Origin of the sequence: Salinivibrio sp. ML323, assembly GCF_001995745.1 — a bacterium.
GTDB classification, from domain to species: domain Bacteria; phylum Pseudomonadota; class Gammaproteobacteria; order Enterobacterales; family Vibrionaceae; genus Salinivibrio; species Salinivibrio kushneri.
This window is the reverse complement of record NZ_MUES01000025.1, coordinates 1-26,021: the sequence shown is the minus strand read 5'-3', so window position 1 is coordinate 26,021 and position 26,021 is coordinate 1. Positions and strand designations below refer to the sequence as shown.

The window sequence follows — 26,021 nt, the reverse complement described above, 5'->3', positions numbered from 1 at the left end:
TGACGGCGTTGAAAAGGTATTAAGAATGAATGGTGAATCACTGAACGCACGTGGCCTCTCCCGGCGTCAATTTTTACGAACGACCGCAGCGGTGGCAGCCCTTTCCACTTTGCCTGCTTGCTCCTTAGTCTCTGCCTCTCGGCAAAACGGGCAGTGGGAATACCATTTAAGCGCTGAGCCCAGTCAGGCTGAGTTGGTTCCTGAGCATCAGACCGATGTACTGGCCTTCAATGGCGAGACGCCAGCCCCCACTATACGCTGCCACCAAGGTGAGCCAGTGACCATTCACTTCACCAATAACCTCAATGAACCCACCACCATTCACTGGCATGGGCTACGCATTCCCATTGAAATGGACGGTGTTCCTTTCTTATCCCAAGCGCCTATTCAGCCCGGTGAAACCTTTACCTATCGTTTTACCCCACCGGATGCCGGCACCTTTTGGTACCACCCGCATATGAACTCAGTGGTGCAGTTGGGTAAAGGGCTGGTCGGTGCGATTGTGGTCGAGGAAGCCACGCCGGTTGTGTTTGATGAAGAGCACACACTGACACTCAAACACTGGCACCTAGATCGTCAAGGTAACTGGAAAGATCTCGCTATCCCTCGCTATAGCGCGCGTATGGGCACGCCTGGCGAGTGGGGCACCGTGAATGGTATTCACCATCCTGAATACACACTGCAAGAAAAGGCAACCACACGATTGCGTTTAGCCAACGTGGACAATACACTCACCTATCCCATTCAAGTGCGCGGCGCAGAAGCCTGGATAATCGCCATCGATGGTAACCCGATTGTCACACCACGCCGCTTAGAAGCGCACAAGATAGCCCCAGGGATGCGGCTAGATATTGGTCTGATAGCACCCAATGCTGGTGAAAAAGTTGAAATAATGCACATGAAAGGTGACTTTCCTTTCTTGCTGGCAAGCTTTACCGCCACACCGTCAACGTTAACAGAGAAGCCCTTACCCACTCTGCCGCTCAATCCCGTTGCAAAACCAGATTTAGAGAATGCTGAAACCCGTCATTTCGTGTTTGAGTGGGCTGGCGCGATCACGCCTGCTGATAAGCAAGGGAAGGGAAAACACGAGTTTTGGTTGATGAATAAACGCGCCTGGGAGGGAATGAGTAAAGGTAATATTCCTGAGCCGATCGCCAAACTGGAACGCGGAAAGACCTATATCTTCGATTTAAAAAACGTCACCCAGTACCATCACCCTATTCACCTACACGGACACACCTTTACTGTGCTGGAAATGGATGGCAAACCAGTCACACCATTTCACACTGACACCGTGTTGTTGGGTAAAAATGGCCACGCCAAGGCAGCGTTTGTGGCCGATAATCCGGGCCGATGGATGTACCATTGCCATGTTATTGAGCACATGAAAACGGGTCTGATGGGGTTTGTCGAGGTCACCTAACGAACAAATCACACACATGAAAAACGGCGAGCACTTGGCTCGCCGTTTTATGTCGCCCTTCAATTTTACCGGGGCAATTATCCGCCCTTCTCGGTTTTAAATCGGTTGACCAGCTCTGATAGCTCTGAGGCCACCATACGCAGCTCGGCAGCTGTGGCATTGGTTTGCTCTGCCGTTGATGCTGCACTGTTGGCACCTTCTAGCACACTGGTCACATTCTGATTAATATCTTCCGATACTGAGTGCTGCTCCTCGGTGGCCGTGGCAATTTGTGCCGCCATGTCGTGAATTTGCCCTACCAAACTTTGGATAGTGTCAAAGACGCTCAAGGCCTCTTCCGTCGCCTCCGTGGTGGTTTGTGAGTGCTCAACACTGCCTTTCAGCTTCTCGGAAAGCTGATTCGTGCGCTGGGTTAAGGCCTGCAACAGCTCATCAATCTCTTCCGTTGATTTGGTGGTTTTTTGTGACAGCACCCGTACCTCGTCGGCCACCACGGCAAAGCCTCGCCCATGCTCCCCCGCACGCGCTGACTCAATCGCCGCATTAAGCGCAAGCAAATTGGTTTGTTCGGCAATGCCTCGAATGGTATCTAGCATGGCGGTGATATTATCGTTCTCTTTGGTCAGCTCAGCCATCGCGCTATCCGCTTCGTTTAGCGTGGTGGCCATTTCTTGCACCGCTGCGCGCGTATTATTCATCAAGGTCATGCCACGATCGACCTCCGACTGACACTGCTGGGCAGAATCCGCGGTCTGGTTACAGTTTTGCGAGACCTCGTTTGCCGTGGCCACCATTTGATGGAACGCAGTGGCAATTTGCTCTAACCCTGAGCGTTGTTGATGACTCGCACCGTCTAGCTGCTCGGCAAATTGGGTGGTGTTATCGGCATGAGATGACAGCTTAGTGGATCTGTCTTTGATACCAATGATCAGCTCTTGAATCACATCCACAAACTGATTAAAGGCACCCGCCGTTTTACCCAACTCATCCTGGCTGCGAACCGGTAAACGCTTGGTCAAATCACCATCACCGCTTGCCGCATCACTCAGCCCATCACTGACGGCAATGATAGATGCAGATATACGTTGAATCATAAAGTAACCAAGCACACCAAACACGACAACAAGGATCAGACTGATGGATAAAATAACGGTTTGCAGCCGGGTAACCTGGCCTAGAACTTCTTGCTGCGGCACAACCCCAATCAAACGCCAGCCACTTTCTGGTGCTTTGTATTGGTTGACAAAGTAATCTTCACCATCAAAAGAGACGGCGGTAAGTGACTCGCTAAAATTCCCACCGCTGTAAACACTGTCGACACTCTGGGCAGGTTCAAAGTTATTGTCTGGGTTGTTCGGGTCAGCAAGCACCGTGCCTGTGTCTTCCACTAGCACAATATACCCCGACTCGCCGAGGGTGACGTCGCCCAGCATGTTTGTCAGTGCTTCTAAGGTGACATCGACACCAATCACACCACTCAGGCCGTCTTGGGCTTGAAACTCCATGACATAATCAAGGAGGGGGGCCCCAGTATTCACATCTTGATACGCTGGTACACGAACTGGATTGTTGCCACTTCCCTGACCGGTTTGGTACCAAGGACGCTGACGAGGATCATAGTTGCCAGACTCCCCTTGCGGCCACTGAATGTACCCACCATCACTTAACCCAAGGAACACATACGCAAAATCTTCTCGTGACTCGCCCATCGCCTCTAGCAACCCATACGCCCGTGCCTCAGCAGGACTATTTTGCTTGGAGGTCATGGCTTTGGTCGATCCCATGTATTTGGTAACAGAGCTGTCTAAACGTTGAAGGGCGTCGCTGTTACCCAGAATCTTGGCGTTTGCCGCCAACCCTTCTAAGTAGAATTTAAACGCGTTGCCGATGTGCTGCATTTCTTTGTAGGAGCTTTGCTCATAGCTTTGCAACGTACTCGTTCGGAATTGATAGAGTGATACAATAGCGATGATAAGCGTGGGCAGGATAACGCCTGTCAGGACGACAACGAGTAAGCGCTTTTTAATACTCATACTGACCTCCGTCAGTGACAGCACATAGGAACATGTTGGTCAAAAGGTTAAGTGTGTTGTTTTAAATTAGAACAACCATTAATGACAATCTAATAAATAACGTATTTTCTCTCCCTTTTTCCACGAGACGGCATTGAGCTGATTGCTTTTTTAGACAAATGCAGTGGCTCGGCAGACACGGATTGCATGATGGCCAAAAAGCCATTACATTAGACAAGACTAAATTAAAAGGACAACTTCATGACCAAGAAAAACTATCAGGAAATCAATCAGCAACAACTGGCGCTCAATAAACAATTTAAAGCACACAGCAGTGACACCCTGTCCGCATTCGGACAGCTGCATCGGGCAGCAATGGCTGAAGGTGATCTCGATGTAAAAACCAAAGAGTTGATTGCACTAGGGATTGGTATTGCCGCGCGCTGCGATGGCTGTATCGGTGCCCACGTGGCCGCCGCCCTCAAACATGGCGCAACCAAACAAGAATGCGTAGAGGCCATTAACGTCGCGATCGTAATGGGTGGCGGCCCGTCATTGATATACGGCTCTCAGGCACTGGAGGCGGTCGAGCAACTGAGTGAGGCGTAGCGATTCATCGCCACCTAAAAAGTGGACGTCGACTCACAACAAAAACGCAGCCGTCTTTGGCTGCGTTTTTATCGACCTTCGCACTGACCGAGATCAGCCGCGATGGTAGCGCTGCGGTACAAAGGGCATTTTTTCGACTGTCATGGGCAGTTTTTTGCCACGTACTTCCGCGTATACCTCGGTGCCGGGGATAATAAACTCAGGTGGGAGGTAACCCATCGCCACGGGCATCCCTTTAGTAGGGCCAAAGGTGCCGCTGGTGACTACGCCAATTTCATTATCGTCTGCATCAAATAGCTTGCTGCCTTCACGCACAGGGGCTTTGCTTTGGCCCACCAGCCCAATGCGCTTGCGGCTCACCGCTTTGGTCGCAATTTGTTCAAGGATTTTCCCCTCACCGGGGAAGCCACCCGCACGCTCACCATCCGCACGGCGCACTTTACTAATGGCCCAAATCAAGGTTGCTTCAACTGGCGTGGTGGTGGTATCCAGATCGTGCCCATATAGACACAGTCCGCACTCAAGGCGCAGTGAGTCACGCGCGCCCAAGCCAATCCATTCCACCTCGTCGTAAGCTAACAGGGCTTTGGCGAGAGATTCTGCATGTTCAGCCGGGACAGACACTTCAAACCCATCTTCGCCGGTATAACCTGAACGACTCACCACGCAGTGAATGCCATCAATCTCAACAGGCTGAATGTCCATGAACACCATGTCATTCACCTTCGGGTTGAATGTCGCCAGCACTTGCGCCGCCTTCGGGCCTTGAAGCGCCAGTAAGGCGCGATCTTCAATCACCTCGACGGAGACATCCCCTTTCAAGTTGTCGCGCAGGTGCTGAATATCTTGTGCTTTGCAGGCCGCGTTGACCACCAAAAAGAGGTGATCGCCGAGGTTAGCAATCATCAAGTCATCCAAAATGCCGCCCTGCTCATTAGTGAATACGGCATAACGTTGTTTACCTTGGGGGAGATCCAACACATCAACTGGGACGAGCGCTTCCAATGCTTTGGCCGCATCCGCGCCATGAAGACGGATTTGCCCCATATGAGAAACATCAAACAAGCCTGCATGCTCACGGCAATGAAGGTGCTCTTTGCGCACACCCAGCGGATACTGAACTGGCATGTCATAGCCAGCGAACGGAACCATTTTTGCGCCCATATCAAGGTGCAGGCGGTGTAACGGGGTCGTGAGTAACTCTGCCATTATTCTCTCCATATTGTGCCCGCAGGCATCTTGCCCACGTTAAGCAATGCGTTTATGTGGTTAGTTAAGACGCTGTTACCCATAAGATCAGTGCATCGTCATCACTGACGGAAGCTAGCATGTGCCCCATGGTGGCGTCGTAATATACGCTGTCACCCTCATTGAGAGTGATCGCTTCATAAAACTCAGAAAAAAATTGGATACTGCCTTCCAGCACCAATAAAAACTCTTCCCCGTCGTGTCGAATCCAGTCGCTATAATCCTCAAACGCACGTGCCCTAACCCGCGACTTAAACGGCATCATCTTTTTGTTGCTTAGCTGTGTTGCCAATAACTCATGTTCGTAGGTACCCGTAGGGTGTGCTTTTCCCTGACCCGCTAGCGTCACATCTCGCCGACCTGTTGCTTGCCGCTTTTTTGGTGGGGCAAACAGTTGCGGAATATCGATATCCAAGCCGTGCGCGAGTTTCTGCATCGCTTGGAAAGTCGGGGATATCTGTTCATTTTCAATTTTGGATAAGGTTGAACGCGCCAAGCCAGTGCGCTGGCTTGCCTCCTCAAGCGTCAGCCCAAGCCCGACCCTGACGGCTTTTAAACGCGGGCCCAGCCGCAATGGTGCAATGGGTTCGCGAGCGTCACCCTCGCGTTGCGATCGCTCAACCTGCATCGACGGGTACACATCCTGTGTTGATTGGTCTGTTGTCACCTGCTTTCGCCTCTATCGATTGTCCCGCTGTATTTGCCGCTTTAACACTTTTAACAAAAAAGTTTCCTATCGGAAAATACCGATATCATAAACGTGACCTAGCCAGCGAATTGATCAAGGTAGCCAACCTGTCACTCTCACCCGGCACCTTGAGTTCATCATGCTCTTCCTCGTAAAAACAAGGCATTACAGAGATATTAATTAACCATTCACTTAATAAAAAGCGAGTATATTCCCCGGCGTTACTGGCATTGATTTGCAATTTACCCTCGCTTAAGATAAAAAGGCAAACGTTTGCGCCGGTGTTAGATAGTATCAACAGGAGGAGGTTTTGTCTCCAGGATCACAACATAGGTTTCTTATTGGAAATTTATTTTGCGGAAAAGTGAACGCTTAGGTACGTTAACAAAATGTTTAAATCAACAGTAAGCGCAATCATCGCCAATCTGTTGAATGCTACGTGAAGCAATGTCGGCATCGTCGATGTCAGGACAACAACAATCATGACAACAACGTACCTTACTGATTGAGGAGACAGGCCATGAGTCACAGCATGTTTGACCTGTTTAAGATAGGCGTCGGACCATCTAGCTCACACACCGTTGGTCCGATGGTGGCCTGCGCACGCTTTAGCCACTATGCGGCGCAAACACTGTCCGTGACCGATATCGAGCGTGTCAAAGTGGACTTATACGGCTCGCTGGCGTTAACCGGCAAAGGCCATGCGACTGACGTGGCGTGTGTGATGGGGTTAATGGGCGAAATGCCTGCCACCATCGAGTCAGATGAAATCGATACCATGACCAAAATGGTCAAAAATGGTGGCGAGCTTCCTTTTGCAGGGTGCCACTATATTCGATTTAACTGGGAGGCAGATATTGCCTTTCACTATGACAAGGTGCTGCCCGAGCACCCCAATGGCATGACGGTAAGCGCCTTTAGCAAATCAGGAGAGTGTCTTGCTCACAAAACCTATTTCTCGGTAGGCGGTGGTTTTGTGGTGGAAGAAGGCGAAACGGATGCCCTAGCGACTGATTTCACTCCGCCATATCCATTTAAGAGTGCAGCGGAATTACTTGAGCAATGTACAAAAACGAACATGACCATCAGCGAGCTGATGTTTACGAACGAGGTCGCACGCGCCCAATACCACGATAGTCACGCCACACGTGACACGGTTAACCAGGGACTGGATCATATCTGGCAAGTGATGCGTGAGTGCATCGACAGAGGCATTAAACAAGGTGGCGTACTGCCAGGCGGTTTAAACATTAAGCGACGTGCCAAAGGCATGTACGACGCCATTCACGATAAACAAGCCCATGGGTTACCGACAGACACCAATGATTGGGTCAACCTGTTTGCCATGGCGGTTAATGAAGAGAATGCCGCCGGTGGCCGCGTGGTCACCGCCCCAACCAATGGCGCCGCGGGCGTGATCCCTGCCGTGCTTGCTTATTACGATAAGTTTGTCTCGCCCAATAACCCAGATGGCATCCGTACCTTTATGGCGACCTCCGCGGCTATCGGCTCTTTATACAAGACCAATGCCTCTATTTCGGCCGCAGAGGTCGGTTGTCAGGGCGAAATTGGCGTGGCGTGCTCGATGGCAGCAGCAGGACTAGCCGCCGCCATGGGCGCAAGTAATCAACAAATTGAAAACGCGGCAGAAATCGGCATGGAGCATAACCTCGGCCTTACGTGTGACCCGATTGATGGCTTGGTGCAAGTCCCTTGCATAGAACGCAACACCATGGGCGCCGTAAAAGCGATTAACGCGACCCGATTAGCCATGGGTGGCGACGGCGAGCATCACGTCTCGCTTGATAGCGTAATTAAAACCATGCATGAGACCGGGCTCGACATGATGAGTAAATATAAAGAAACCTCACAGGGTGGCCTCGCCACCAATGTGATCCCGATTAATGTTGTGGCCTGTTAGCCACCATCGCCAATAAGGAAAGCGCAATGAAACCGAGCTACCCAAATGTAGAATTGGAGCAGTTTTTCTCCACCAACTTATCGGAGTCCGATGGTGCCGTGATGTCGGCCGTGCAGGCCGAGCACAAACGTCAGCAGCAACAAATTGAACTGATCGCCTCAGAAAACATCGTCTCGCAAGCAGTCATGCAAGCGCAAGGCACCTGCCTAACCAATAAGTACGCAGAAGGCTATCCAGGCCGTCGCTATTACGGCGGCTGCGAGCACGTCGATGAAGTCGAAGCCATCGCCCAGGCCCGTGCCAAACAGCTGTTTAGCTGCGAGTATGTCAATGTTCAGCCACACTCTGGCGCACAAGCCAACGGCGCGGTGATGCTTGCGCTGCTGCAACCTGGTGACACCATTTTAGGTATGTCACTCGATGCCGGCGGCCACCTCACTCACGGCGCGCGTCCTGCGCTATCGGGTAAGTGGTTTAATGCCGTACAGTACGGCGTGAGCAAAGATAGCTTAGAAATTGATTACGATGAGGTCGCGGTACTGGCCCGTGAACATCAACCTAAGATGATCATCGCTGGTGGTAGCGCGATCCCGCGTCCGATTGATTTTGCCCGTTTCCGCGCGATTGCCGATGAAGTCGGCGCGTACCTGATGGTTGATATGGCGCATATCGCTGGCTTGGTTGCTACTGGCGCCCATCCCTCGCCACTACCTCATGCGCATGTGGTGACCACCACTACCCATAAAACCCTGCGTGGCCCGCGCGGTGGCATGATCCTGACCAATCACGAAGACATCAACAAAAAGATCAATTCGGCGGTGTTCCCCGGCCTACAAGGCGGTCCGTTGATGCACGTGATTGCGGCTAAAGCCGTCGCCTTTGGTGAGGCGCTAGAGCCTGAGTTTAAATTGTATATTGATCAAGTGGTTGCTAACGCCAAAGTCTTGGCCGAGGTCCTACAAACACGTGGCTGCGACATCGTCACCGGCGGCACCGATACCCACTTGATGCTCGTTGACCTTCGCCCCAAAGGCCTAAAAGGCAACCAAGCGGAGCAGGCGCTCGAGCGCGCTGGGATCACCTGTAACAAGAACGGCATCCCCTTTGATACCGAAAAACCAATGATCACCTCCGGCATTCGTCTCGGCACCCCCGCGGGTACCAGCCGCGGATTTGGTACCCAGGAGTTCCACCAAGTTGGCCAATGGATTGGGGACGTGCTCGATGCATTAGTCGAGACTCCAGAAGGCAACGCCGAGGTTGAGACACGCGTGCGTAAAGAAGTACAGCAGCTGTGTGCCCGTTTCCCGCTTTATCGCCAATAAATGGCGGCCCGACGCCATAAACAGTCTTGCAACGACGTAGCCAATACCATTGCCACGTACGTAATTAACACACAGGAGGCGGTGTAATCGCCCAAACACCGCCTCATTTTACATTGTAAATCGCTCAACGATTGAGCAGCTCGTATTAAAGCAGGAGAGTAACAAATGGACGCGACACTAAAGTTTTCTGAAAGCCATGAGTGGGTCAAAGACAATGGCGATGGCACTGTCACTATGGGGATCACCGATCATGCCCAAGGCCTACTTGGCGATGTCGTGTTTGTCGATCTACCTGAGGTGGGTGACAGTACTGAAAAAGGTGAAGGCTTTTCATTGGTGGAGTCGGTAAAAGCCGCATCAGATATTTATGCGCCGGTTGATGGTGAAGTAGTCGCCATTAATGAAGATCTAGAAGATAGTCCAGAACTGGTCAACGAAGAACCTTTTGAGGGCGGCTGGATTGCCAAGATTAAGCTGGCAGACGACACCAACTTGGATCATCTGATGGACGCGGACGCCTATACCGCCGCAATCGACGACTAATTCAGGACGAATACCATGACGCAGACTCGTTTACTCGATAGCCTGGTGGCCGATAATGATTTTATCGCGCGCCATAATGGCCCAAATACCCAACAGCAAGATGCCATGCTGGCGGCGATCAATGCCACCAGCCTTGAGCATGTGATTGAAGAAACCGTTCCTGCGGATATCCGTTTGCCAAAGCCGCTTAATCTGAGCGCGCCGAAAAGCGAAACCCAGATGCTGGCGGAACTGAGCGACATTGCCGCGCAAAATACCATTAAGCGCAGCCTGATCGGCCAAGGTTACTATCACACACATACTCCACCGCCTATTTTACGCAATGTGTTGGAAAACCCGGGCTGGTATACCGCTTATACGCCTTATCAGCCCGAGATCTCGCAAGGCCGACTCGAATCCTTGCTGAACTTCCAGCAAATGGTGATGGACTTAACGGGGATGGATTTAGCCAACGCGTCGCTGCTCGACGAAGCCACCGCGGCTGCGGAAGCCATGACCCTGTGTAAGCGTGGCGGCAAGCACAAAGGCAACGCCTTTTTTGTTGCCAGCGACGTGCATCCACAAACCTTGGATGTGATTAAAACGCGCGCCAACTTCTTAGGCTTTGACATCATTGTTGATGACACGGACAAGCTGGATCAGCACGATGTATTTGGCGCCCTACTCCAATATCCCGGCACCACGGGTGAAGTGCGCGATCTCAGTGCGCTTATCGCGGAAGCGCAAAGCAAGAAGACGCTGGTCGCGGTTGCTACCGATCTGCTTTCACTCACTTTGCTTAAAGCGCCGGGTGAAATGGGCGCGGATGTGGTGATTGGCTCCGCACAACGCTTTGGTGTGCCTATGGGTTACGGTGGCCCACACGCGGCCTTTATGGCGACACGTGACAAGCTCAAGCGCACCATGCCAGGCCGCGTGATTGGCGTATCGGTCGATAGCAAAGGCAACCAAGCCTTGCGCATGGCGATGCAAACGCGCGAGCAACATATCCGTCGTGAAAAAGCGACTTCCAATATTTGTACCGCCCAAGCCTTGCTGGCCAACATGGCCGCTTTTTACGCGGTCTACCACGGTCCCGACGGTTTGAAGAAGATTGCCCGCCGTGTGCATCATCTGACCGCGCTGTTCGCCAAATCGGTACAAGCGGCCGGGTTGAGCCTCGCGCACGACAGCTTCTTCGATACCGTGACGTTTAACACGGGCGAGCAAACCGATGCCTTGTACCAACAAGCGCAAGATGCTGGTTTTAACTTGCGTAAACTGGATGGCCAACTTGCCGCGAGCTTTGATGAAGCGAGCACGCTGGCAGAAGTCAATCAATTGCTTACCGCACTCACCGGTCAAGGCAATGCAGAAGCCGTGGCGAGCGACATTGAAGCTGATGAATTGGCCGCGATCCCTGTCGTATGCCGCCGCAGTAGCGCGTACCTAACGCACCCTGTCTTTAACCGCTATCACAGTGAAACCAAGCTGATGCGGTATATGAAGGCGCTGGAAAACAAAGACTTTTCCCTCACCCACGGCATGATCCCGCTAGGTAGCTGTACCATGAAGCTAAACGCCGCGGCCGAGATGATCCCTGTCACTTGGCCAGAGTTTGGCGCCCTGCATCCGTTTGTGCCATTGGAGCAAGCCAAAGGCTATCAAACACTGGGCAAATCACTGCGTGACATGCTGTGTGAAATCACTGGCTACGACGAGATCTCCATGCAGCCCAACTCAGGCGCACAAGGTGAGTATGCGGGCTTAATCGCGATTCAGCGCTACCATGAAAGCCGTGGCGACAGTCACCGCAACGTATGCTTGATCCCAAGCTCCGCGCACGGTACCAACCCTGCCTCCGCGGCCATGGTTTCGATGAAAGTGGTTGTTGTAGGCTGTGATGACGATGGCAATATCGACATTGACGATCTGAAAGCCAAGATCGACAAACACCGCGATGCGCTCTCTTGCATTATGATCACCTACCCATCGACACATGGTGTGTACGAAGAAACCGTGCAACAAGTGTGCGAGCTGGTGCACGAGGCAGGCGGCCAAGTTTACTTGGATGGCGCCAATATGAATGCGCAAGTGGGGCTGACCACGCCGGGTTACATTGGCTCAGACGTCTCGCATCTCAACCTGCACAAAACCTTCTGTATTCCACACGGTGGTGGTGGCCCAGGTATGGGGCCGATTGGGGTGAAATCGCACCTCGCGCCTTTCCTTCCCGGCCATGTGGAGCAAGGTGACGAATGTGCCGTGTCGGCCGCACCAATGGGCAGTGCCTCGATTCTTCCTATATCATGGGCGTACATTGCCATGATGGGTGAACAAGGCCTAACGCGCGCGACCGAGTTGGCGATTCTCAGTGCCAACTATGTGATGGAGCGTCTGCGTCCCTACTACCCCGTGCTTTATCGCGGCAAAAACGGACGCATTGCGCACGAATGTATTATCGACATTCGTCCGCTCAAAGAGGCATCCGGTATCAGCGAAGAAGACATCGCCAAACGCTTGATGGATTATGGCTTCCACGCGCCGACCATGTCGTTCCCGGTGGCGGGTACGCTGATGGTTGAGCCGACCGAAAGTGAAAGCCAAGAAGAATTGGATCGCTTTTGTGATGCCATGATTGCCATCCGCGAGGAAATTGCCAAGGTGCAAGACGGTGAGTGGGCGCTGGAAGACAACCCATTGGTCAATGCGCCCCATACCCAAGCGGATCTGATGGCTGACGAGTGGTCTCACGCCTATTCCCGTGAGTTGGCTTGCTTCCCATCCGCTCATAGCAAAGCAAGCAAATACTGGCCATCGGTCAACCGTGTCGATAACGTCTACGGTGACCGCAACCTGATTTGCTCTTGCCCTAGCATTGAAAGCTATATGGATGAGTAATCCACTAATCACAGATAACCAAGTTAGAAACTAACTTAATAAACGAAAGGCGAGCCGCTCGGCTCGCCTTTTTCTTTTAGAGACGCGAAGCAAAGCTTACACTAGACCACATGGGACAGGAACGGGTGCGCATAACATTGACCTTGCGTTGATGAGTCAATCTCGGTCAGGTGCCGTGTTGCGCGATACAAGAAGGATCAAGACTAGAAGTTAAACACTCGTACGTCTTCGTTGCGCATAATCCGGCTGATCTGTGGTGGCTTAGCCACTGAAATCCCGGATCGCAATGCTGCTTTTCCTTTGTCGCTGTTAGGTAAAAATAATGCGCACACACTCACATTAGCGCCGCCTTGTTTCAGCTTCATCATTAGTTGTTCTGGGGTAACGTTTTTGGGCTTTAATGGCGCGTTTTCAGTATCTTTAAACGCTAATTCACCGGCTTTCCCACACAGCAACACATCAACATGCGTCCCTTGGGCCTGCATCGTATTCGCTAATACCATAGCCATTCCTTGTGTTTGCAATTCGCCACTGTTAACCATTACCAACGCTTGTTCCACCGAATCCGTCGATGCTTGAGCGGCCCCCGTGAGCAAACCTAGTCCAAATAGGCTGCCGATTATTCGTTTCTTGTTCATGATGCACTCCTTTTTATAACTCATCAAAACATTAGCACATCCTAATAATTGGCATCGTTTGAATCCAACATTGTGTTAACCCACTAGAAAAAGCGTGATGCTGAATGCAATCAATTTACATACAACCAATAAATCGGTCATCTAAGTGGAGGTTGACTTCGTACCGAGAACTATTATCTATCTATAGGGATCCACTATGCTCTCATTTTTAAAGCCGAATCCAGTTAAAAAGCTAAAAAAACAGTACGACGCTAAACAACAACAAGCCTTTGAGGCCCAGCGCAATGGCGATATCAGAGGTTACTCACTACTCACCGAAGAAGCGGAAAAGATTGACCAACAAATCAAAGAATTGGAAAACAACGCTTAGCCATTTGAGACATGGCTAAACTGCCGTTTTACCAAGCGTTGATACAGAGGGCAGCGCACCAGCAGGTCGGTATGGCTGCCTATATCCACCAGATTACCTTGATCCATCACTACAATGTGGTCAGCATGCTGAATGGTCGATAAGCGGTGAGCGATAATCAAGGTGGTGCGATCCCGCATTAAAGCCGCCAAGCCTTGCTGCACCGCATGCTCACTTTCACTATCCAGCGCGCTGGTGGCTTCATCGAGCAATAAAATCCGTGGGTCCTTGAGAATTGCGCGGGCAATCGCAATTCGCTGCCGTTGGCCGCCCGAAAGCCGCACGCCCCGCTCACCTAAAAAGCTGTGATAACCATCCGGTAATTGCTGAATAAAGGCATCAGCGTGCGCTTGAACGGCCGCCTCTTTCACCGCTTGCTCACTGGCGTTTGGCCTGCCGTAGCGGATGTTTCCTATCACATTATCGCTAAACAATGCCGGTTGCTGCGGCACCAGAGCCATTTGTTGGCGCAAGGCTTGCGGGGACAAGAGGCGAATATCTTGCCCGCCTAGCATAATCGCGCCTGACTGCGGATCATAAAAGCGTTGCAGTAATTCAAATACGGTGGTTTTTCCCGCTCCCGACGGCCCCACTAACGCCACGACTTCGCCGGGCTGAATAGCAAGGTTCAGCGTATCAATCGCCGGCTGATAGGGCCGCGTGGGATAATGAAAGTGCACCGCTTCAAAGCGAATATCATTGCTCAGTGATTGGGCATCAACAATCGGTGAGGTAGCGGGAGTACGAATATGACTTTGCACGTGTAAAAGCTCCACCAAACGCTCTGTTGCGCCTGCCGCGCGCTGCAACTCCCCCATCACTTCCGACAAGGTGGCCATCGAAGAGGCAACCATGATGGCGAAAAATACAAAGGCGCCCAAATCGCCTGCCGACATGGTGCCTTGAATCACATCGCGCCCGCCGACCCATAACATGCCATTAATGGCGCTAAACACAATCACGATCACCCCGGAAATAAGAATGGCTCGTTGTTTTACGCGCTCGCGTCCGATCTGATAGGCACGCTCCACCTCTTGCCCAAAGGCGGCTTTAGCGTGATCTTCTACCGCGAAGCTTTGCACGGTTTTAATATTGGTGATGGCTTCGCCGGCATAGCTGCCTACATCCGCCATCGAATCTTGGCTTTGCCGCGACAACGCCCGCACACGACGGCCATAGATAAGTATGGGCACCAAAATAAAAGGCACGGAGGCCAACACAATCAACGTTAGTTTAATATTGGTGGCAAACAGCATGATGATCGCGCCCACACACATTAACGCACTGCGCATCGCCATGGAAAAAGAGGAGCCGATGATATTCTGCAGCAAGCTGGTATCTGTGGTGATCCGCGACATGATCTCGCCACTGCCGTGGGTTTCAAAATAACTCGGATGCAGATCAATCACATGATCAAACACCGCTTGGCGAATATCAGCACTGACCCGCTCACCCACTGATGACACCAGATAGAAGCGGAAAAAGGTGCCGATCGCGATTAATACCGTGATCAGCAAAATAAACTGTACCGCATTACCCAACTCAACCAGTGATTGCTGTGCAAAGCCTTGGTCGATCAAAAGCCGAACGCCGTGTCCGACCGAGAGTGTTAATGATGCGGTAAAAACCAAAGCCAGCAATGCCGCGCTCACTTGCCAATGGTAAGGGCGGATAAACGCAATCAGCTCCCACAAAACGGTCAGATTTTTACTGTTGCGACTTGAAGCAGATGGTGTCGAAGCGGTGTGTGTTGAAGCGGAATTGGCCATAAGCTCTACTTAGTGCTGTCCTTGCACATTTAGGGGCGGGTGAGCAAGATCATTAACTCGCTGCACCCTCACGTGTCAACATTCACATATTCAGACGCACATTTGATATAACCAACCTCAATCATCGAATCAATAGGGGCAGACTTTGATCATACCGGATGGATAATATCAGTAAGTTAAGCGATATCTTTAGCAGAGACAACGTGCAAGTGTCTTTTTTCTGCGACCCTGTTGGCTTAATGCGCCAATGCGGGTCTAAGCCTTCTCCTATCGCAGGCCCGCTTCATAGCATTCATGTTCCTTAACCTGACAGTACATCACTCAGGCATCCACTGATTAATAATCATCACTATCACTAAATCGTCTACGCTTAAGCTTGATATTGTTATAAAACACCTTTGCGCTGATTCATAAGCGCGATGAACAGGAAAGCAGATAATGAAAGATCTTAGTGTTGTCAAAAAAATATGGCTCAGCTTTATCGCCGTTTTTATCGTTTTTGCTTCGGTTGCCGTTATCTTTATGATGGGTTTATCAACCTTAACTAAGGATATTAAACAACTGTCAGATATAAGTTTACCTTCAGTAGATATATTGAAAGGGATCCAGGTGGATGTCACCAAGGTTCGTAAAGATGAGTTTTCGTTACTCTCAAACAGTGATCACCCTCAATTACCACAATGGCTTGACACACTTGATCAATGGCGCGCCGATGTGCAAGCAGGCATTAAGGCTTATGAAGCCTTAGAGTTAACGTCGGAAGAGCGCCAGTCATTTACGACGTTTAAGAATACTTGGCGTCAGTATATTCAAGAAACACAGTCATACAACCGCTTGCTTAAAAGCGGAGATAGCGATGAAGCTAACCAGATCGTGTTAGCCAGTTTTGATACATACGTCAGTGCATTAGACGATCTGAATCAGGCCCTCAAACTGAATGATAAGCGAGTAAGTGAAATTATCGAAAACGCAAACCGAGAGGCTCGTACCGCTCAAATCAACTCAGCAATTGGTACCTTGGTGATTGTGTTGGTCATCTTAGCGTCGACCCTGATACTCTCTCGCTCTATCTCTCGCCCAATCGGTAAAGCGCTCGCGTTTGCTTCGAGTATTGCCCAAGGTCAGCTCGACAACAAATTTGATGAAAAGGATTTGTCCAAAGATGAGCTTGGTACCTTACTCAAAGAACTGGTAACGATGCAAAACAATCTTCACGGATTGGTATCAGAAATTAACGACTCTACCATTCAGCTAACCGCCGCCGTTGAAGAGGTGAGTGCAATTTCATCTCAAAATGCGTCAGGTATGCAAAACCAGCAACAAGAACTTGGGTCGGTGGCGTCTGCCATGACAGAAATGCAAGCCGCTGTCAGTGAAGTGGCGCAGAATACCGAAGAAGGCGCAACATCAGCGCATTCGGCAGCAGAGATTGCGAAAAAGGGGAGTGGGTCATTAACCGATGCGATTAGCATTATTGAACGCGTATCTGGATTGATGCAAGACTCAGAAACATTAACAGAGCAACTGAAATCTAGCTCAGAGGACATTAATGTCGTGGTTGATGTGATTCGTGGTATTGCTGAGCAAACTAATTTACTTGCTTTGAATGCGGCGATAGAAGCAGCACGTGCCGGTGAGCAAGGCCGAGGGTTCGCCGTGGTAGCCGATGAGGTTCGCTCACTGGCACAGCGTACTCAAGAATCGACCGAGCAAATTGTTAATACCATCGAGACACTGCAAATAAACACAACCAAGGTCCGCGAATCCAGCCATGAATGCCAAACAGGCATTACGCAATGTGTAGAAACGGTGAGCAATACCGGCGAACAAATGCGGGAAATTGAAGTCTCTGTTGATGATATCGCCCAACGCAGCACACAAATTGCCACCGCCTGCAGTGAGCAAAGTTCTGTCTCTAACGAGCTCAACCGCAGTGTTGAAAACATTAATAGCGCGTCAACCGAAATGGCCGAGGGGGCAACACAAACAGCGATTGCCTGTGACCAAATCAGCAATCTTGCGCATAACTTAAAAACACGCATGGAAACATTTAAGCTTTAGTACATTATCTGACGCGTGCTATTTCTTCTGCACGATACTCGTTCAATGTTTTAGAACAAGATGCTCAATATTACGCCGTGTTCGCACGGCGTTTTTGTCTCTACACTGTTTTCATTGCTCAGCGTCACCGCTGTTCAACGTAGAATCAGTGAGGATAAGCATTATGATCACAGTACGTCATGCCAGCGATCGCGGTCAGGCCAACTTTGGCTGGCTACAAAGCCGCCATACTTTTTCATTTGGTAGCTATTACGATCCCCATCATATGGGCTTCTCTGCACTACGTGTGATCAATGATGATATCGTTTCACCCGCCGCAGGCTTTGACACCCACGGACACCGTGATATGGAGATCATCAGCCTGGTGCTGGAGGGGGCAATCGAACACAAAGACAGCCAAGACAACCGACAAACTCTACCCGCTGGCGAGTTCCAGCTGATGTCGGCTGGGCGTGGTATTTATCATAGTGAATATAATGCCTCGTCATCCCAGCCATTGCGCTTTTTACAGATTTGGATTGAACCTAACGAAAGAGGCGGAGAGCCGGGCTATCAGCAAAAAGATTTTGGCAACCAACCCGGCTTTACCGTCATTGCGACGCCAACGGGTGAGAATGGCTCGTTAAAAATAAAACAAGAGGCACGTTTGCTGCAACTTGTCTTGGCGCCGAGTGAGTCTGTTACCTTCGCTTTGGGGACAGGACGCAACGCCTATGTGCATCAAGTCGCGGGCACTCTTAAGGTTGAAAACACATCTCTTTCTCCCGGTGATGGTGCGAAAGTCGAAGGTATCCGTCACATCACCTTTAGTAATATCGGCAACGAAATCAGCCAAACACTGGTATTTGATTTACCCTAAAGTGCCGATTAACGACTCAAAAAGACTCGGCCTGCTGGCTTATTTGCGCCACAGGCCTAATGCTATGTACACTGCGCGCCTCTTGTTAATATTTGAGGCCGTATGCTGACTCTATCCAACAAAGTAGCGATTCCCGACAGTGAAATTGAGCTCACGGCCATCCGCGCCGCTGGGAAAGGCGGACAAAACGTCAATAAAGTGTCGAGTGCCATTCATTTGCGCTTTGATATTCACGCCTCGTCACTGCCTGATGCCTACAAAACACGCTTAATGACGCTGTCCGATTCACGCATCTCCAAAGACGGCGTCGTGGTGATCAAAGCGCAAAACTACCGCACCCAAGAGCTAAACCGAGAAGACGCGTTAGAACGCCTCGCTATGCTAATTAAAAGCGCGATGGTGGAGCAGAAAAAACGCAAGCCAACTCGGCCAACCAAAGCGTCACAACGCCGCCGCGTAGAATCCAAAAAGCGTAAGAGCCAGACTAAGTCTTTGCGCGGTAAAGTGGCGCCGTGACAAATCGCATTGGCTTAATGATCAATATAAAGATAGCTTTGCCAACTTTTCATGCGAATCAGGATCTTTCTCATTATTGATACATGATGTACACGATCCGAATAAACAGCAACTTCAAAACTCGCCCCAAGCGGTAATTGATGAGCCATGGCGTCATCGTCAAGCTTGAGGGACACCAGCGCGCGTCCGTTTTCTTTAAACGCATCGGTACCGATTAAGCTCCCTTGTGCACGAAACTGACTCTCTGCGATCGCAGGTAGTACCTCAATCACTTCACCTTGGAATACCCTCCCCGGCATGGAAGGAAAAATAAATTCAGCCTCAAATCCAGGAGCTAAGCGCTGAAGAGAATTTTGCCTAAATGCGGCAGTAAATATTCTCTCTTCGTCATGGATAAACGTCATGACAGGCGATAAAGGAAACGGCACCGCCATCATTCCAGGGCGTAACGATAATTGTGTCACAAATCCATCTGTTGGCGCCCTAGCCACCGTTTGCTCTAAATTAAACCGCGCTTTTCTGTACTCTGACAGTAAACGCGCAACAGTGGTGTTTTGACCTCCTATCTGTGAATTTAAAGCAAGGTTGGCTTGATTAAGCCGCGCCTCAGTCACATTAATGGCTTCTTCAGCGGATAAATAGGCTTGTCTTTTTGTATCAAGCTCCTGTTCAGTAAATGCACCTTTATTGAAGCCTTTTTGATAGCGCTCGTATTCTCGCTTTGCTTTGTCCCGCTCAGAAATGGTTCTTCGTCTTTCCGCTTCGGCCTCCAATACCGTGGATTCTAAGCCGAGTGCATCTTGACTCGCTTCTTTAATTTGCGCTTCTATTTTATCCACTTCCGCTTGGAACGGAGTTGGATCCAGTTTAAATAAGACGTCACCTTTTTCGAGAGGTTGGTTGGCTTTTACGGGAACATCGATCACGCGACCACGCACCCCAGGGACAATCGGGGTTGTTGAGAACGCTTGCTTGCCGAGTTGTGTAAACGGATGGTTGTAATTCATTAATAACGTCATGGCCCCCACGATCACAATGCCACCCAAAATTGCCGTAGGTATACTCCATTTGTTCAAAGGAATTTTGAATATTTTAAAGATAGCGATGCAGATCGCCGTATAAGTCATGATAAGCAGTAGGTCCATTAGTCATTCTCCYGCTTTTCTTGGATCGTCGTTTGGTCGCTTTGTTGTTGCTGTTGCTTGAGGGATTCAACGTCACTTTTCAGCTGTTCGATTCGCTCGCTCAACTGTGTAACATGATGATTAATATCATGCTGCTCTTCTTTTAATGTCGTGAACCCCCAACCGCGATCCTCACGCCATAACGTTGCCCATATCCACAAAAAAGGCCATAGCGTATGAAGTGTAAACAAGCTTATCCAGCCCGCCACATGGATAGCATCTTGTTGGGGATGATTACGCCTTTTCGCAATTTCATAAGGAATGTCATGAATCGCAATCACGCCATAAAAAATAACTAAAACCACAAAAACCAACATCCCAAGAGCAATATAATCTAACGCCATAGAACACTCACTAAACAACGAATTAACAGTCATGTTATGGTTAAACGTAGCACATACATATTCGGTATAGGGCTTTATCGAGACTCACCAGTGTCGCGACGCCCCGAGAGTTAATCGGTGACAGCTTGTAACCATGTCGGATGTGTCATTCGGCATCCTCCTTGTCTTTTAAAGCGTTCAATGCGCGTGTCACCACAGTATCAATGTCTGCATCAATGCCGACTCGGACCACATCAGGCTCATCGTCACCCGGCACCTCCAACGTGGCAAACTGGCTATCCAGCATATGGGTTTTCATAAAATGCCCTTTGCGCGCTCGAAGCCTTGCGAGGATCAACGCATAATCTCCGTCCAAAAACAAAAAGGTAACGTTCTGATTGCCATCTCGGATCTGGTCTCGATAGCGGCGCTTTAAGACTGAACACACAATCACGCCATATTCATGTTTATGCTCCAAACTAAAGGCGGCATCGCTAATCCGGCCCAGCCAGGGAGTTCGGTCATGATCATCAAGCGGCTTACCCGTCGCCATCTTTTCGATATTCGCACGCGGGTGTAAGTCGTCTCCATCAATAAACTTTGCCCCTAAGCGCTGTGCCAACTTTGCGCCAAGGGTGCTTTTCCCCGAGCCACTGACGCCCATCACAATCACACTGCCAATTGCCATACCCACTCCTTAGCGAGATTTTAACCAGATCTCATTTTTGATAACGCATTCAATAGATGCCGATAATATTGGTCGCGTTTGTTATCGTAGCGCTATTAAGCGTTTTACTATAAGGGAATCCCATGACTGAACTACACCAACGTCTCAAAGCAATTCGCATTGTGCCGGTGATTGCGATTAATAATGCGGACGATGCCGTCCCACTTGCCAAAACCTTGGTCGACAATGGCTTACCGTGCGCCGAAATCACCTTTCGTACCGACGCGGCTGCCAGTGCTATCCGCCAAATGCGCGATGCCTATCCCGAGCTACTGATTGGGGCCGGAACGGTGCTGACGCCTGCACAAGTCGATGCTGCGATTGACGCTGGGGCGGATTTTATTGTTAGCCCTGGGCTTAATCCCACTACAGTAAAACATTGCCAACAACGTGGGATTGCCATCGTCCCTGGGATCAACAACCCGAGTTTGGTCGAGCAAGCCATGGAACTTGGTCTTGATACGTTGAAGTTTTTCCCCGCGGAAGCGTCGGGAGGCATTGCGATGTTAAAAGCGTTATCTGCCGTCTACCCCGTCAGTTTCATGCCAACCGGTGGCGTGAGTGAGGCGAATGTGAGTGATTATCTCGCGTTGCCCTCGGTGCTCGCATGCGGCGGCACCTGGATGGTGCCCGCCAAGTTGATTGATGAACAAAGGTGGGATGAGATCGCAGCACTGATTGAGGCGCTGTGATAGCTCTCGCATCCGTTAAGAAAAGATCGACCCCACTTATTGAAGATAATGAGGCCGCTCGCACGCATACCGCCTGTGCTTGCAACCTCGGCACATAGCCGATACCTTTTCCCGCCTGTTCATAAACAGACACTTGGTTAAAAGTAGGGGAAATACGGTATGTTGGCACAAGCACTTCAGCACGTTTTTGGGTTTTCATCATTTCGTGCAGGACAAGAGTCGGTGATTTCTCAGATAATGCAAGGGGAGTCGGCCTGTGCGATTTTTCCTACCGGTGCGGGTAAGTCATTGTGCTATCAACTGCCCGCCACACAACTGCCCCACTTAACCCTAGTGATTTCACCTTTGCTAGCATTAATGCATGATCAAATCGCATTTATGCGCCGTAAAGGCATTGCCGCCGCTACCATTGATTCCACGCAGACTCCCGAGCAAACTAAACAAGTGATGGAGCAGATCCGTCGCGGCGACATCAAAGTCCTGATGATTTCGGTCGAACGGTTAAACAACGAACGCTTTCGCCAATTTATTGCCCCCATCCCGATCTCTCTATTGGTCGTAGATGAAGCACACTGTATCTCTGAGTGGGGCCACAATTTTCGCCCCGATTATCTCAAACTCCCCGCCTACCGAGAGCAGTTGAGTATTCCACAGGTGTTGCTTCTCACCGCAACTGCGACGCCGGCAGTGGTTGAAGACATGCAGCGAAAGTTTGCCATCCCGACAAATAACACCACGTTAACCGGCTTTTATCGTCCTAACCTACACCTGAATGTGGTCGCCGTGGAAGAGGCGCAAAAACAGCAAGCGCTGGTTGAGCAGTTAAAGCACGACCCCGATTTGCCGACCGTCATTTATGTGACCAAGCAGCAAACGGCGGAGAGTGTGGCCGAGTGGCTACAAACCCAGCATATCCCCGCGACCGCTTATCATGCCGGCATGAATCACGAGACACGTGTATCAATACAAGAGGCATTTATGTCGGGTCGTGCGCCGTGTATTGTTGCGACCATCGCCTTTGGGATGGGCGTCGATAAGGCGGATATTCGCCGTGTCATCCATTTTGATTTGCCGAAGTCGATTGAAAACTACAGCCAAGAAATTGGCCGCGCGGGACGAGACGGAGAAAACGCTACGTGCACTGTGCTCGCCAACCAATCTAGCCTGAATGTGCTGGAAAACTTTATCTATGGCGATACACCCGACAAGGCGGCGATTCAAGGCGTACTGGAAGAAATAAAACAAGCGGGTCAACAATGGGAAGTTATGCTGCACAGCCTGTCACGGACGTATAATATTCGCCTTTTACCGCTTAAAACCTTGCTGGTTTATTTAGAAATGGCCGGCGTGCTCACCAGCCAATACAGTTACTTTGCCGATGTAAAGTTCCAATGTGTTGCGTCGCCAGACACCATTACGGCTAAATTTCAGGGTGAGCGGCGCGAATTTGTAGCCCAGCTATTTGCATGCGCGGTCAAAGCCAAAACCTGGTACAAGATGGACTTCCAACAACTGTGGCAACGTTTTGGGGCAGAAAGAAAGCGCGCGTTAAAAGCACTGGAATATTTTCATGAACAAGGTTGGCTGTCACTTGCCACCCAACAAGCCACGCAAGTCTTTTCGGTCAGCTCCCATGAGATTGATGTTCAAGCGCAGGCCGAACAATTACATCACCTTTTTGCTAAAAAGGAAGAGAGCGAACTGGCCCGCATCAACCAATTACTGGCTTTATTGGCCTCTTCAACCTGTATTAGTCAGCGCCTTGCCGACTACTTTGGTGATCGCGACGCGCCAACCACCTGTGGTCACTGTTCGGTATGCCAAGGACATATTGCTCATTTACCTCCCCGTCCTGAGTTACCCGCGATCGACGTGCAAGCATTATCATCATGGTGTCAGCACTTTGCCGCCGCTTGCGATGAAACGCCAAGCCACGCGGCGACCACGCGCTTTTTACTCGGTCTATCTTCGCCGCTCCATACCAAAATCAAAGCGAAGACAATACCCGGTTTTGGCGCCCTCGCGTCGTATCCGTTTCAAACAGTCAACGCTCATGTCCTCGCTGAGCACGAAGCCAAACAGTAACGGATAACAATGTGGTGCGTCGGCAGCTTGGCAACGCCCGGTGCGCCACCCCATGCCTCTAAACTACCGAATTTTTTTGCATCATCGTCAACATACTATCCTCTCAGTTTCGGGGAACGTGACATTTATCCCCAGCCGCTGAGGTTTTAATCATATACTGATAATAAGTAAGTTTGAGCGTGGCTTACTACCCAAATGGTATGCCTAACAGTGAAATTGTTGATGCCGATAAAGCTATGTATCAAGCTAAAAAGCAAGGTAAGAACTGCGCCGTTCTCAACGTGTTCGATTGATCTTTAATCACGACTGCATAACCACTGCGCTAAACGCTGTACATGCTTTGACGAGAGAAAAATAATGGTGAATGCGATCGGCCAAGCGACGATAAAAGCCTCAACCCAACGCCAAATAAACCCATCACTTAACCCAGTATTCACAGCCGTAATTACCGCTGTCATCAATGTCACCATTAACACTGACATTAAAAAAGGCGCAACAATAGGAAAAAATCGTTTAGGCAGCATAGCGACCTTTACATAAGAAGAAACTAATATTCAGACTTTAGCGATACAAAAGAAAAATAGCAAGTACTGTTAGTGGTCTCTTAGTACATTATTGAGGGAGAGTTTAAGGGAGGGTTGTCAGTCACTCTCCATAAAATTCAGTAGTGACGACTCACCATATGAAGCCGTGATCGCGTTTTTTACTTGCGCTTAGAGGCCTAAAAGCGCCCATTGGACGCTTTTAACAGGTTATAACGGGTTCTTCATTAGCCTATCAAGTTATAAAGCAATGCCGAAATCGCCAACATGCCAGTCACAAAGATAAAGTACGTCCCCGCTTTACCGCGATACTGTGCCAGTGCTTTGACTTTATAGGCCGCAACCGTTGGCATAATAAATAGGATCATCGCAATCACAGGCCCAGATAATGCGCCCATCATATCGAGGATGCTGGGGTTAATCACCGCACACCACCAAATAGCAAAGAACATCACTATCACGCCAAGTTTATCAGCCTTTTTGTAGGTCAATGTGCTGTGTTTGGTCACCAGGCCATTGAGGCTCTCACGCGCGCCCAAGAAGTGGCCCAAAAACGAAGAGGTGATCGCAATGAAAGCAACTAATGGCCCCAAAGTGCCAATAAATGGATTTTGGGTGACATTAGCAAGGTATGAGAGCACTGACACATTTTGCGCTTTCGCTTCCGCCATTTGTGCTGGAGTGAGTGTCAGCACGCACGAGAACACAAACAGCAGCACAAAGGCAACTAACATCACGCCCGCGCGTTTAAGAATTTGCTCTGACTTGCCATGGGCGTCATCACCATAGTGACGGCGTTGAATATTAGCAAAACTCGAAATTGCCGCGGCGTGGCTGAACGAAAAGATCACCACAGGCACCGCTAGCCAAAGATTCATTCCCAGTTCTCCCATCGCGGGCATCGCAAGGTTCGGTGCTTGCCATGATGGTATTAGATAGAAAGACAAAAACGCCAAGATAGCCACCAGCGGATAAACCATCGCCGCGAAGGCGCGCAGCATTAGGCGCTCACCACCCATCATGATCGCAATCATACCTGCGACTAACACACCAGACAGCATGACGCGGTTTGGCGACGCCCATCCGAGTTGATTAACCAAAAAGCTATCAACGGTATTGGTCAACCCAACGCCATATATCAACAAAATCGGGAAAATAGAAAGGAAATACAGCACGGAGATCAAACGGCCTGCCTGGCTGCCGAAGTGCTCGGCAACGACATCGGTGAAATCGGCATCTTTGTGGCGCGACGACAGCACAAAACGTGCTAGGCCTCGATGAGCCATAAACGTCATCGGAAACGCCAGTACGGCCATAATTAGGAGTGGCCAAAAGCCCCCCATCCCAAGATTAATCGGAAGGAACAGGATCCCGGCTCCCACTGCGGTACCGAACAAGCTCAGTGCCCAATGGGTATCATGTTGGGTCCAACGGTGGGATACTCTTTTTGAGGAGATATCTATAGTCTGGTTCACGTCAAACTCTCTTAGTTATAATATTTTGTGCGGTTGCATACTATCGAGTTCGACTTAAAGTATCACATAAATGTAATAGGTATATGTCC

Annotated in this window: 22 protein-coding genes; 12 read left to right on the top strand and 10 right to left on the bottom strand. The window is 50.2% G+C overall.

Going from position 1 to position 26,021, the window contains the following annotated elements:
- The first annotated feature begins 25 nt into the window (after positions 1–25).
- Positions 26–1,426 (top strand): multicopper oxidase family protein, encoded by a 1,401-nt coding sequence (locus tag BZG13_RS12315; RefSeq protein WP_077486831.1) that lies wholly within the window; start codon positions 26–28, stop codon positions 1,424–1,426.
- A gap of 77 nt (positions 1,427–1,503) precedes the next feature.
- On the opposite strand, the gene BZG13_RS12310 is transcribed toward BZG13_RS12315, so the two are convergent.
- On the bottom strand, positions 1,504–3,459 hold the full coding sequence (locus tag BZG13_RS12310; protein ID WP_077486830.1) for a methyl-accepting chemotaxis protein: 1,956 nt from the start codon (positions 3,457–3,459) through the stop codon (positions 1,504–1,506).
- A gap of 240 nt (positions 3,460–3,699) precedes the next feature.
- Between BZG13_RS12310 and BZG13_RS12305 the strand changes: the two genes are divergently transcribed.
- Complete coding sequence (locus BZG13_RS12305; RefSeq protein ID WP_077457262.1) at positions 3,700–4,047, top strand: carboxymuconolactone decarboxylase family protein; 348 nt, start codon at positions 3,700–3,702, stop codon at positions 4,045–4,047.
- Positions 4,048–4,140: 93 nt separating this feature from the next.
- Here the strand turns inward: BZG13_RS12305 and gcvT are convergent, their stop codons facing one another.
- Positions 4,141–5,256 (bottom strand): glycine cleavage system aminomethyltransferase GcvT, encoded by a 1,116-nt coding sequence (gcvT, locus tag BZG13_RS12300; protein ID WP_077486829.1) that lies wholly within the window; start codon positions 5,254–5,256, stop codon positions 4,141–4,143.
- Between the two features lie 64 nt (positions 5,257–5,320).
- Positions 5,321–5,923, bottom strand: coding sequence for a helix-turn-helix domain-containing protein (locus BZG13_RS12295; RefSeq protein WP_069361010.1), 603 nt, complete (start codon positions 5,921–5,923; stop codon positions 5,321–5,323).
- A 580-nt stretch (positions 5,924–6,503) separates the two neighbouring features.
- On the opposite strand from BZG13_RS12295, the gene BZG13_RS12290 reads away from it, so the two are divergent.
- From BZG13_RS12290 to gcvP, 4 genes are all read left to right on the top strand, one after another.
- Entirely contained in the window at positions 6,504–7,904 is a 1,401-nt protein-coding gene (locus tag BZG13_RS12290) for an L-serine ammonia-lyase (RefSeq protein WP_077486828.1), read from the top strand.
- Positions 7,905–7,930: 26 nt separating this feature from the next.
- Positions 7,931–9,229: a serine hydroxymethyltransferase gene (locus BZG13_RS12285; RefSeq protein WP_077486827.1), complete on the top strand. Its 1,299-nt coding sequence runs from the start codon at positions 7,931–7,933 to the stop codon at positions 9,227–9,229.
- Between the two features lie 165 nt (positions 9,230–9,394).
- Entirely contained in the window at positions 9,395–9,772 is a 378-nt protein-coding gene (gcvH, locus tag BZG13_RS12280) for a glycine cleavage system protein GcvH (RefSeq protein ID WP_069361007.1), read from the top strand.
- A 15-nt stretch (positions 9,773–9,787) separates the two neighbouring features.
- A complete protein-coding gene (gene gcvP / locus BZG13_RS12275) occupies positions 9,788–12,652 on the top strand; it encodes an aminomethyl-transferring glycine dehydrogenase (protein ID WP_077486826.1) in 2,865 nt (954 codons plus the stop codon).
- A gap of 203 nt (positions 12,653–12,855) precedes the next feature.
- On the opposite strand, the gene BZG13_RS12270 is transcribed toward gcvP, so the two are convergent.
- Complete coding sequence (locus tag BZG13_RS12270; RefSeq protein ID WP_077457274.1) at positions 12,856–13,290, bottom strand: hypothetical protein; 435 nt, start codon at positions 13,288–13,290, stop codon at positions 12,856–12,858.
- Between the two features lie 196 nt (positions 13,291–13,486).
- Between BZG13_RS12270 and BZG13_RS15215 the strand changes: the two genes are divergently transcribed.
- The gene (locus tag BZG13_RS15215; RefSeq protein ID WP_106406585.1) at positions 13,487–13,660 is read left to right on the top strand and encodes a DUF6435 family protein; all 174 of its coding nucleotides are present in this window, start codon (positions 13,487–13,489) and stop codon (positions 13,658–13,660) included.
- Here BZG13_RS15215 and BZG13_RS12265 read toward each other — a convergent pair.
- Positions 13,657–15,468 (bottom strand): ABC transporter transmembrane domain-containing protein, encoded by a 1,812-nt coding sequence (locus BZG13_RS12265; protein ID WP_077486825.1) that lies wholly within the window; start codon positions 15,466–15,468, stop codon positions 13,657–13,659. The genes BZG13_RS15215 and BZG13_RS12265 overlap by 4 nt on opposite strands.
- Before the next feature lie 438 nt (positions 15,469–15,906).
- On the opposite strand from BZG13_RS12265, the gene BZG13_RS12260 reads away from it, so the two are divergent.
- The 3 genes from BZG13_RS12260 (at position 15,907) to arfB (ending at position 18,904) form a co-directional block, all read left to right on the top strand.
- On the top strand, positions 15,907–17,529 hold the full coding sequence (locus BZG13_RS12260; protein WP_077486824.1) for a methyl-accepting chemotaxis protein: 1,623 nt from the start codon (positions 15,907–15,909) through the stop codon (positions 17,527–17,529).
- Positions 17,530–17,692: 163 nt separating this feature from the next.
- Complete coding sequence (locus BZG13_RS12255; RefSeq protein WP_077486823.1) at positions 17,693–18,388, top strand: pirin family protein; 696 nt, start codon at positions 17,693–17,695, stop codon at positions 18,386–18,388.
- Between the two features lie 102 nt (positions 18,389–18,490).
- Positions 18,491–18,904 (top strand): alternative ribosome rescue aminoacyl-tRNA hydrolase ArfB, encoded by a 414-nt coding sequence (arfB, locus tag BZG13_RS12250; protein WP_077486822.1) that lies wholly within the window; start codon positions 18,491–18,493, stop codon positions 18,902–18,904.
- A 14-nt stretch (positions 18,905–18,918) separates the two neighbouring features.
- On the opposite strand, the gene BZG13_RS12245 is transcribed toward arfB, so the two are convergent.
- The 3 genes from BZG13_RS12245 to BZG13_RS12235 form a co-directional block, all read right to left on the bottom strand.
- Positions 18,919–20,049, bottom strand: a complete 1,131-nt coding sequence (locus tag BZG13_RS12245) for an HlyD family secretion protein (RefSeq protein WP_077486821.1) — start codon at positions 20,047–20,049, stop codon at positions 18,919–18,921.
- Positions 20,049–20,432: a DUF3302 domain-containing protein gene (locus BZG13_RS12240; RefSeq protein WP_077486820.1), complete on the bottom strand. Its 384-nt coding sequence runs from the start codon at positions 20,430–20,432 to the stop codon at positions 20,049–20,051. Before BZG13_RS12240 ends, BZG13_RS12245 begins: the two co-directional genes overlap by 1 nt.
- A gap of 145 nt (positions 20,433–20,577) precedes the next feature.
- The gene (locus BZG13_RS12235; RefSeq protein WP_077486819.1) at positions 20,578–21,099 is read right to left on the bottom strand and encodes a gluconokinase; all 522 of its coding nucleotides are present in this window, start codon (positions 21,097–21,099) and stop codon (positions 20,578–20,580) included.
- Positions 21,100–21,221: 122 nt separating this feature from the next.
- Between BZG13_RS12235 and BZG13_RS12230 the strand changes: the two genes are divergently transcribed.
- Positions 21,222–21,830 carry a bifunctional 4-hydroxy-2-oxoglutarate aldolase/2-dehydro-3-deoxy-phosphogluconate aldolase gene (locus tag BZG13_RS12230; protein WP_077486818.1) on the top strand — a complete coding sequence of 203 codons (609 nt, stop codon included), beginning with the start codon at positions 21,222–21,224 and terminating at the stop codon, positions 21,828–21,830.
- A gap of 159 nt (positions 21,831–21,989) precedes the next feature.
- Positions 21,990–23,915, top strand: coding sequence for a RecQ family ATP-dependent DNA helicase (locus BZG13_RS12225; protein ID WP_077486817.1), 1,926 nt, complete (start codon positions 21,990–21,992; stop codon positions 23,913–23,915).
- A gap of 296 nt (positions 23,916–24,211) precedes the next feature.
- Here BZG13_RS12225 and BZG13_RS12220 read toward each other — a convergent pair whose 3' ends face one another.
- Complete coding sequence (locus BZG13_RS12220) at positions 24,212–24,397, bottom strand: DUF2798 domain-containing protein (protein WP_269601163.1); 186 nt, start codon at positions 24,395–24,397, stop codon at positions 24,212–24,214.
- Between the two features lie 287 nt (positions 24,398–24,684).
- The gene (locus tag BZG13_RS12215; RefSeq protein WP_077486815.1) at positions 24,685–25,932 is read right to left on the bottom strand and encodes an aromatic amino acid transport family protein; all 1,248 of its coding nucleotides are present in this window, start codon (positions 25,930–25,932) and stop codon (positions 24,685–24,687) included.
- Positions 25,933–26,021: the final 89 nt, after the last annotated feature.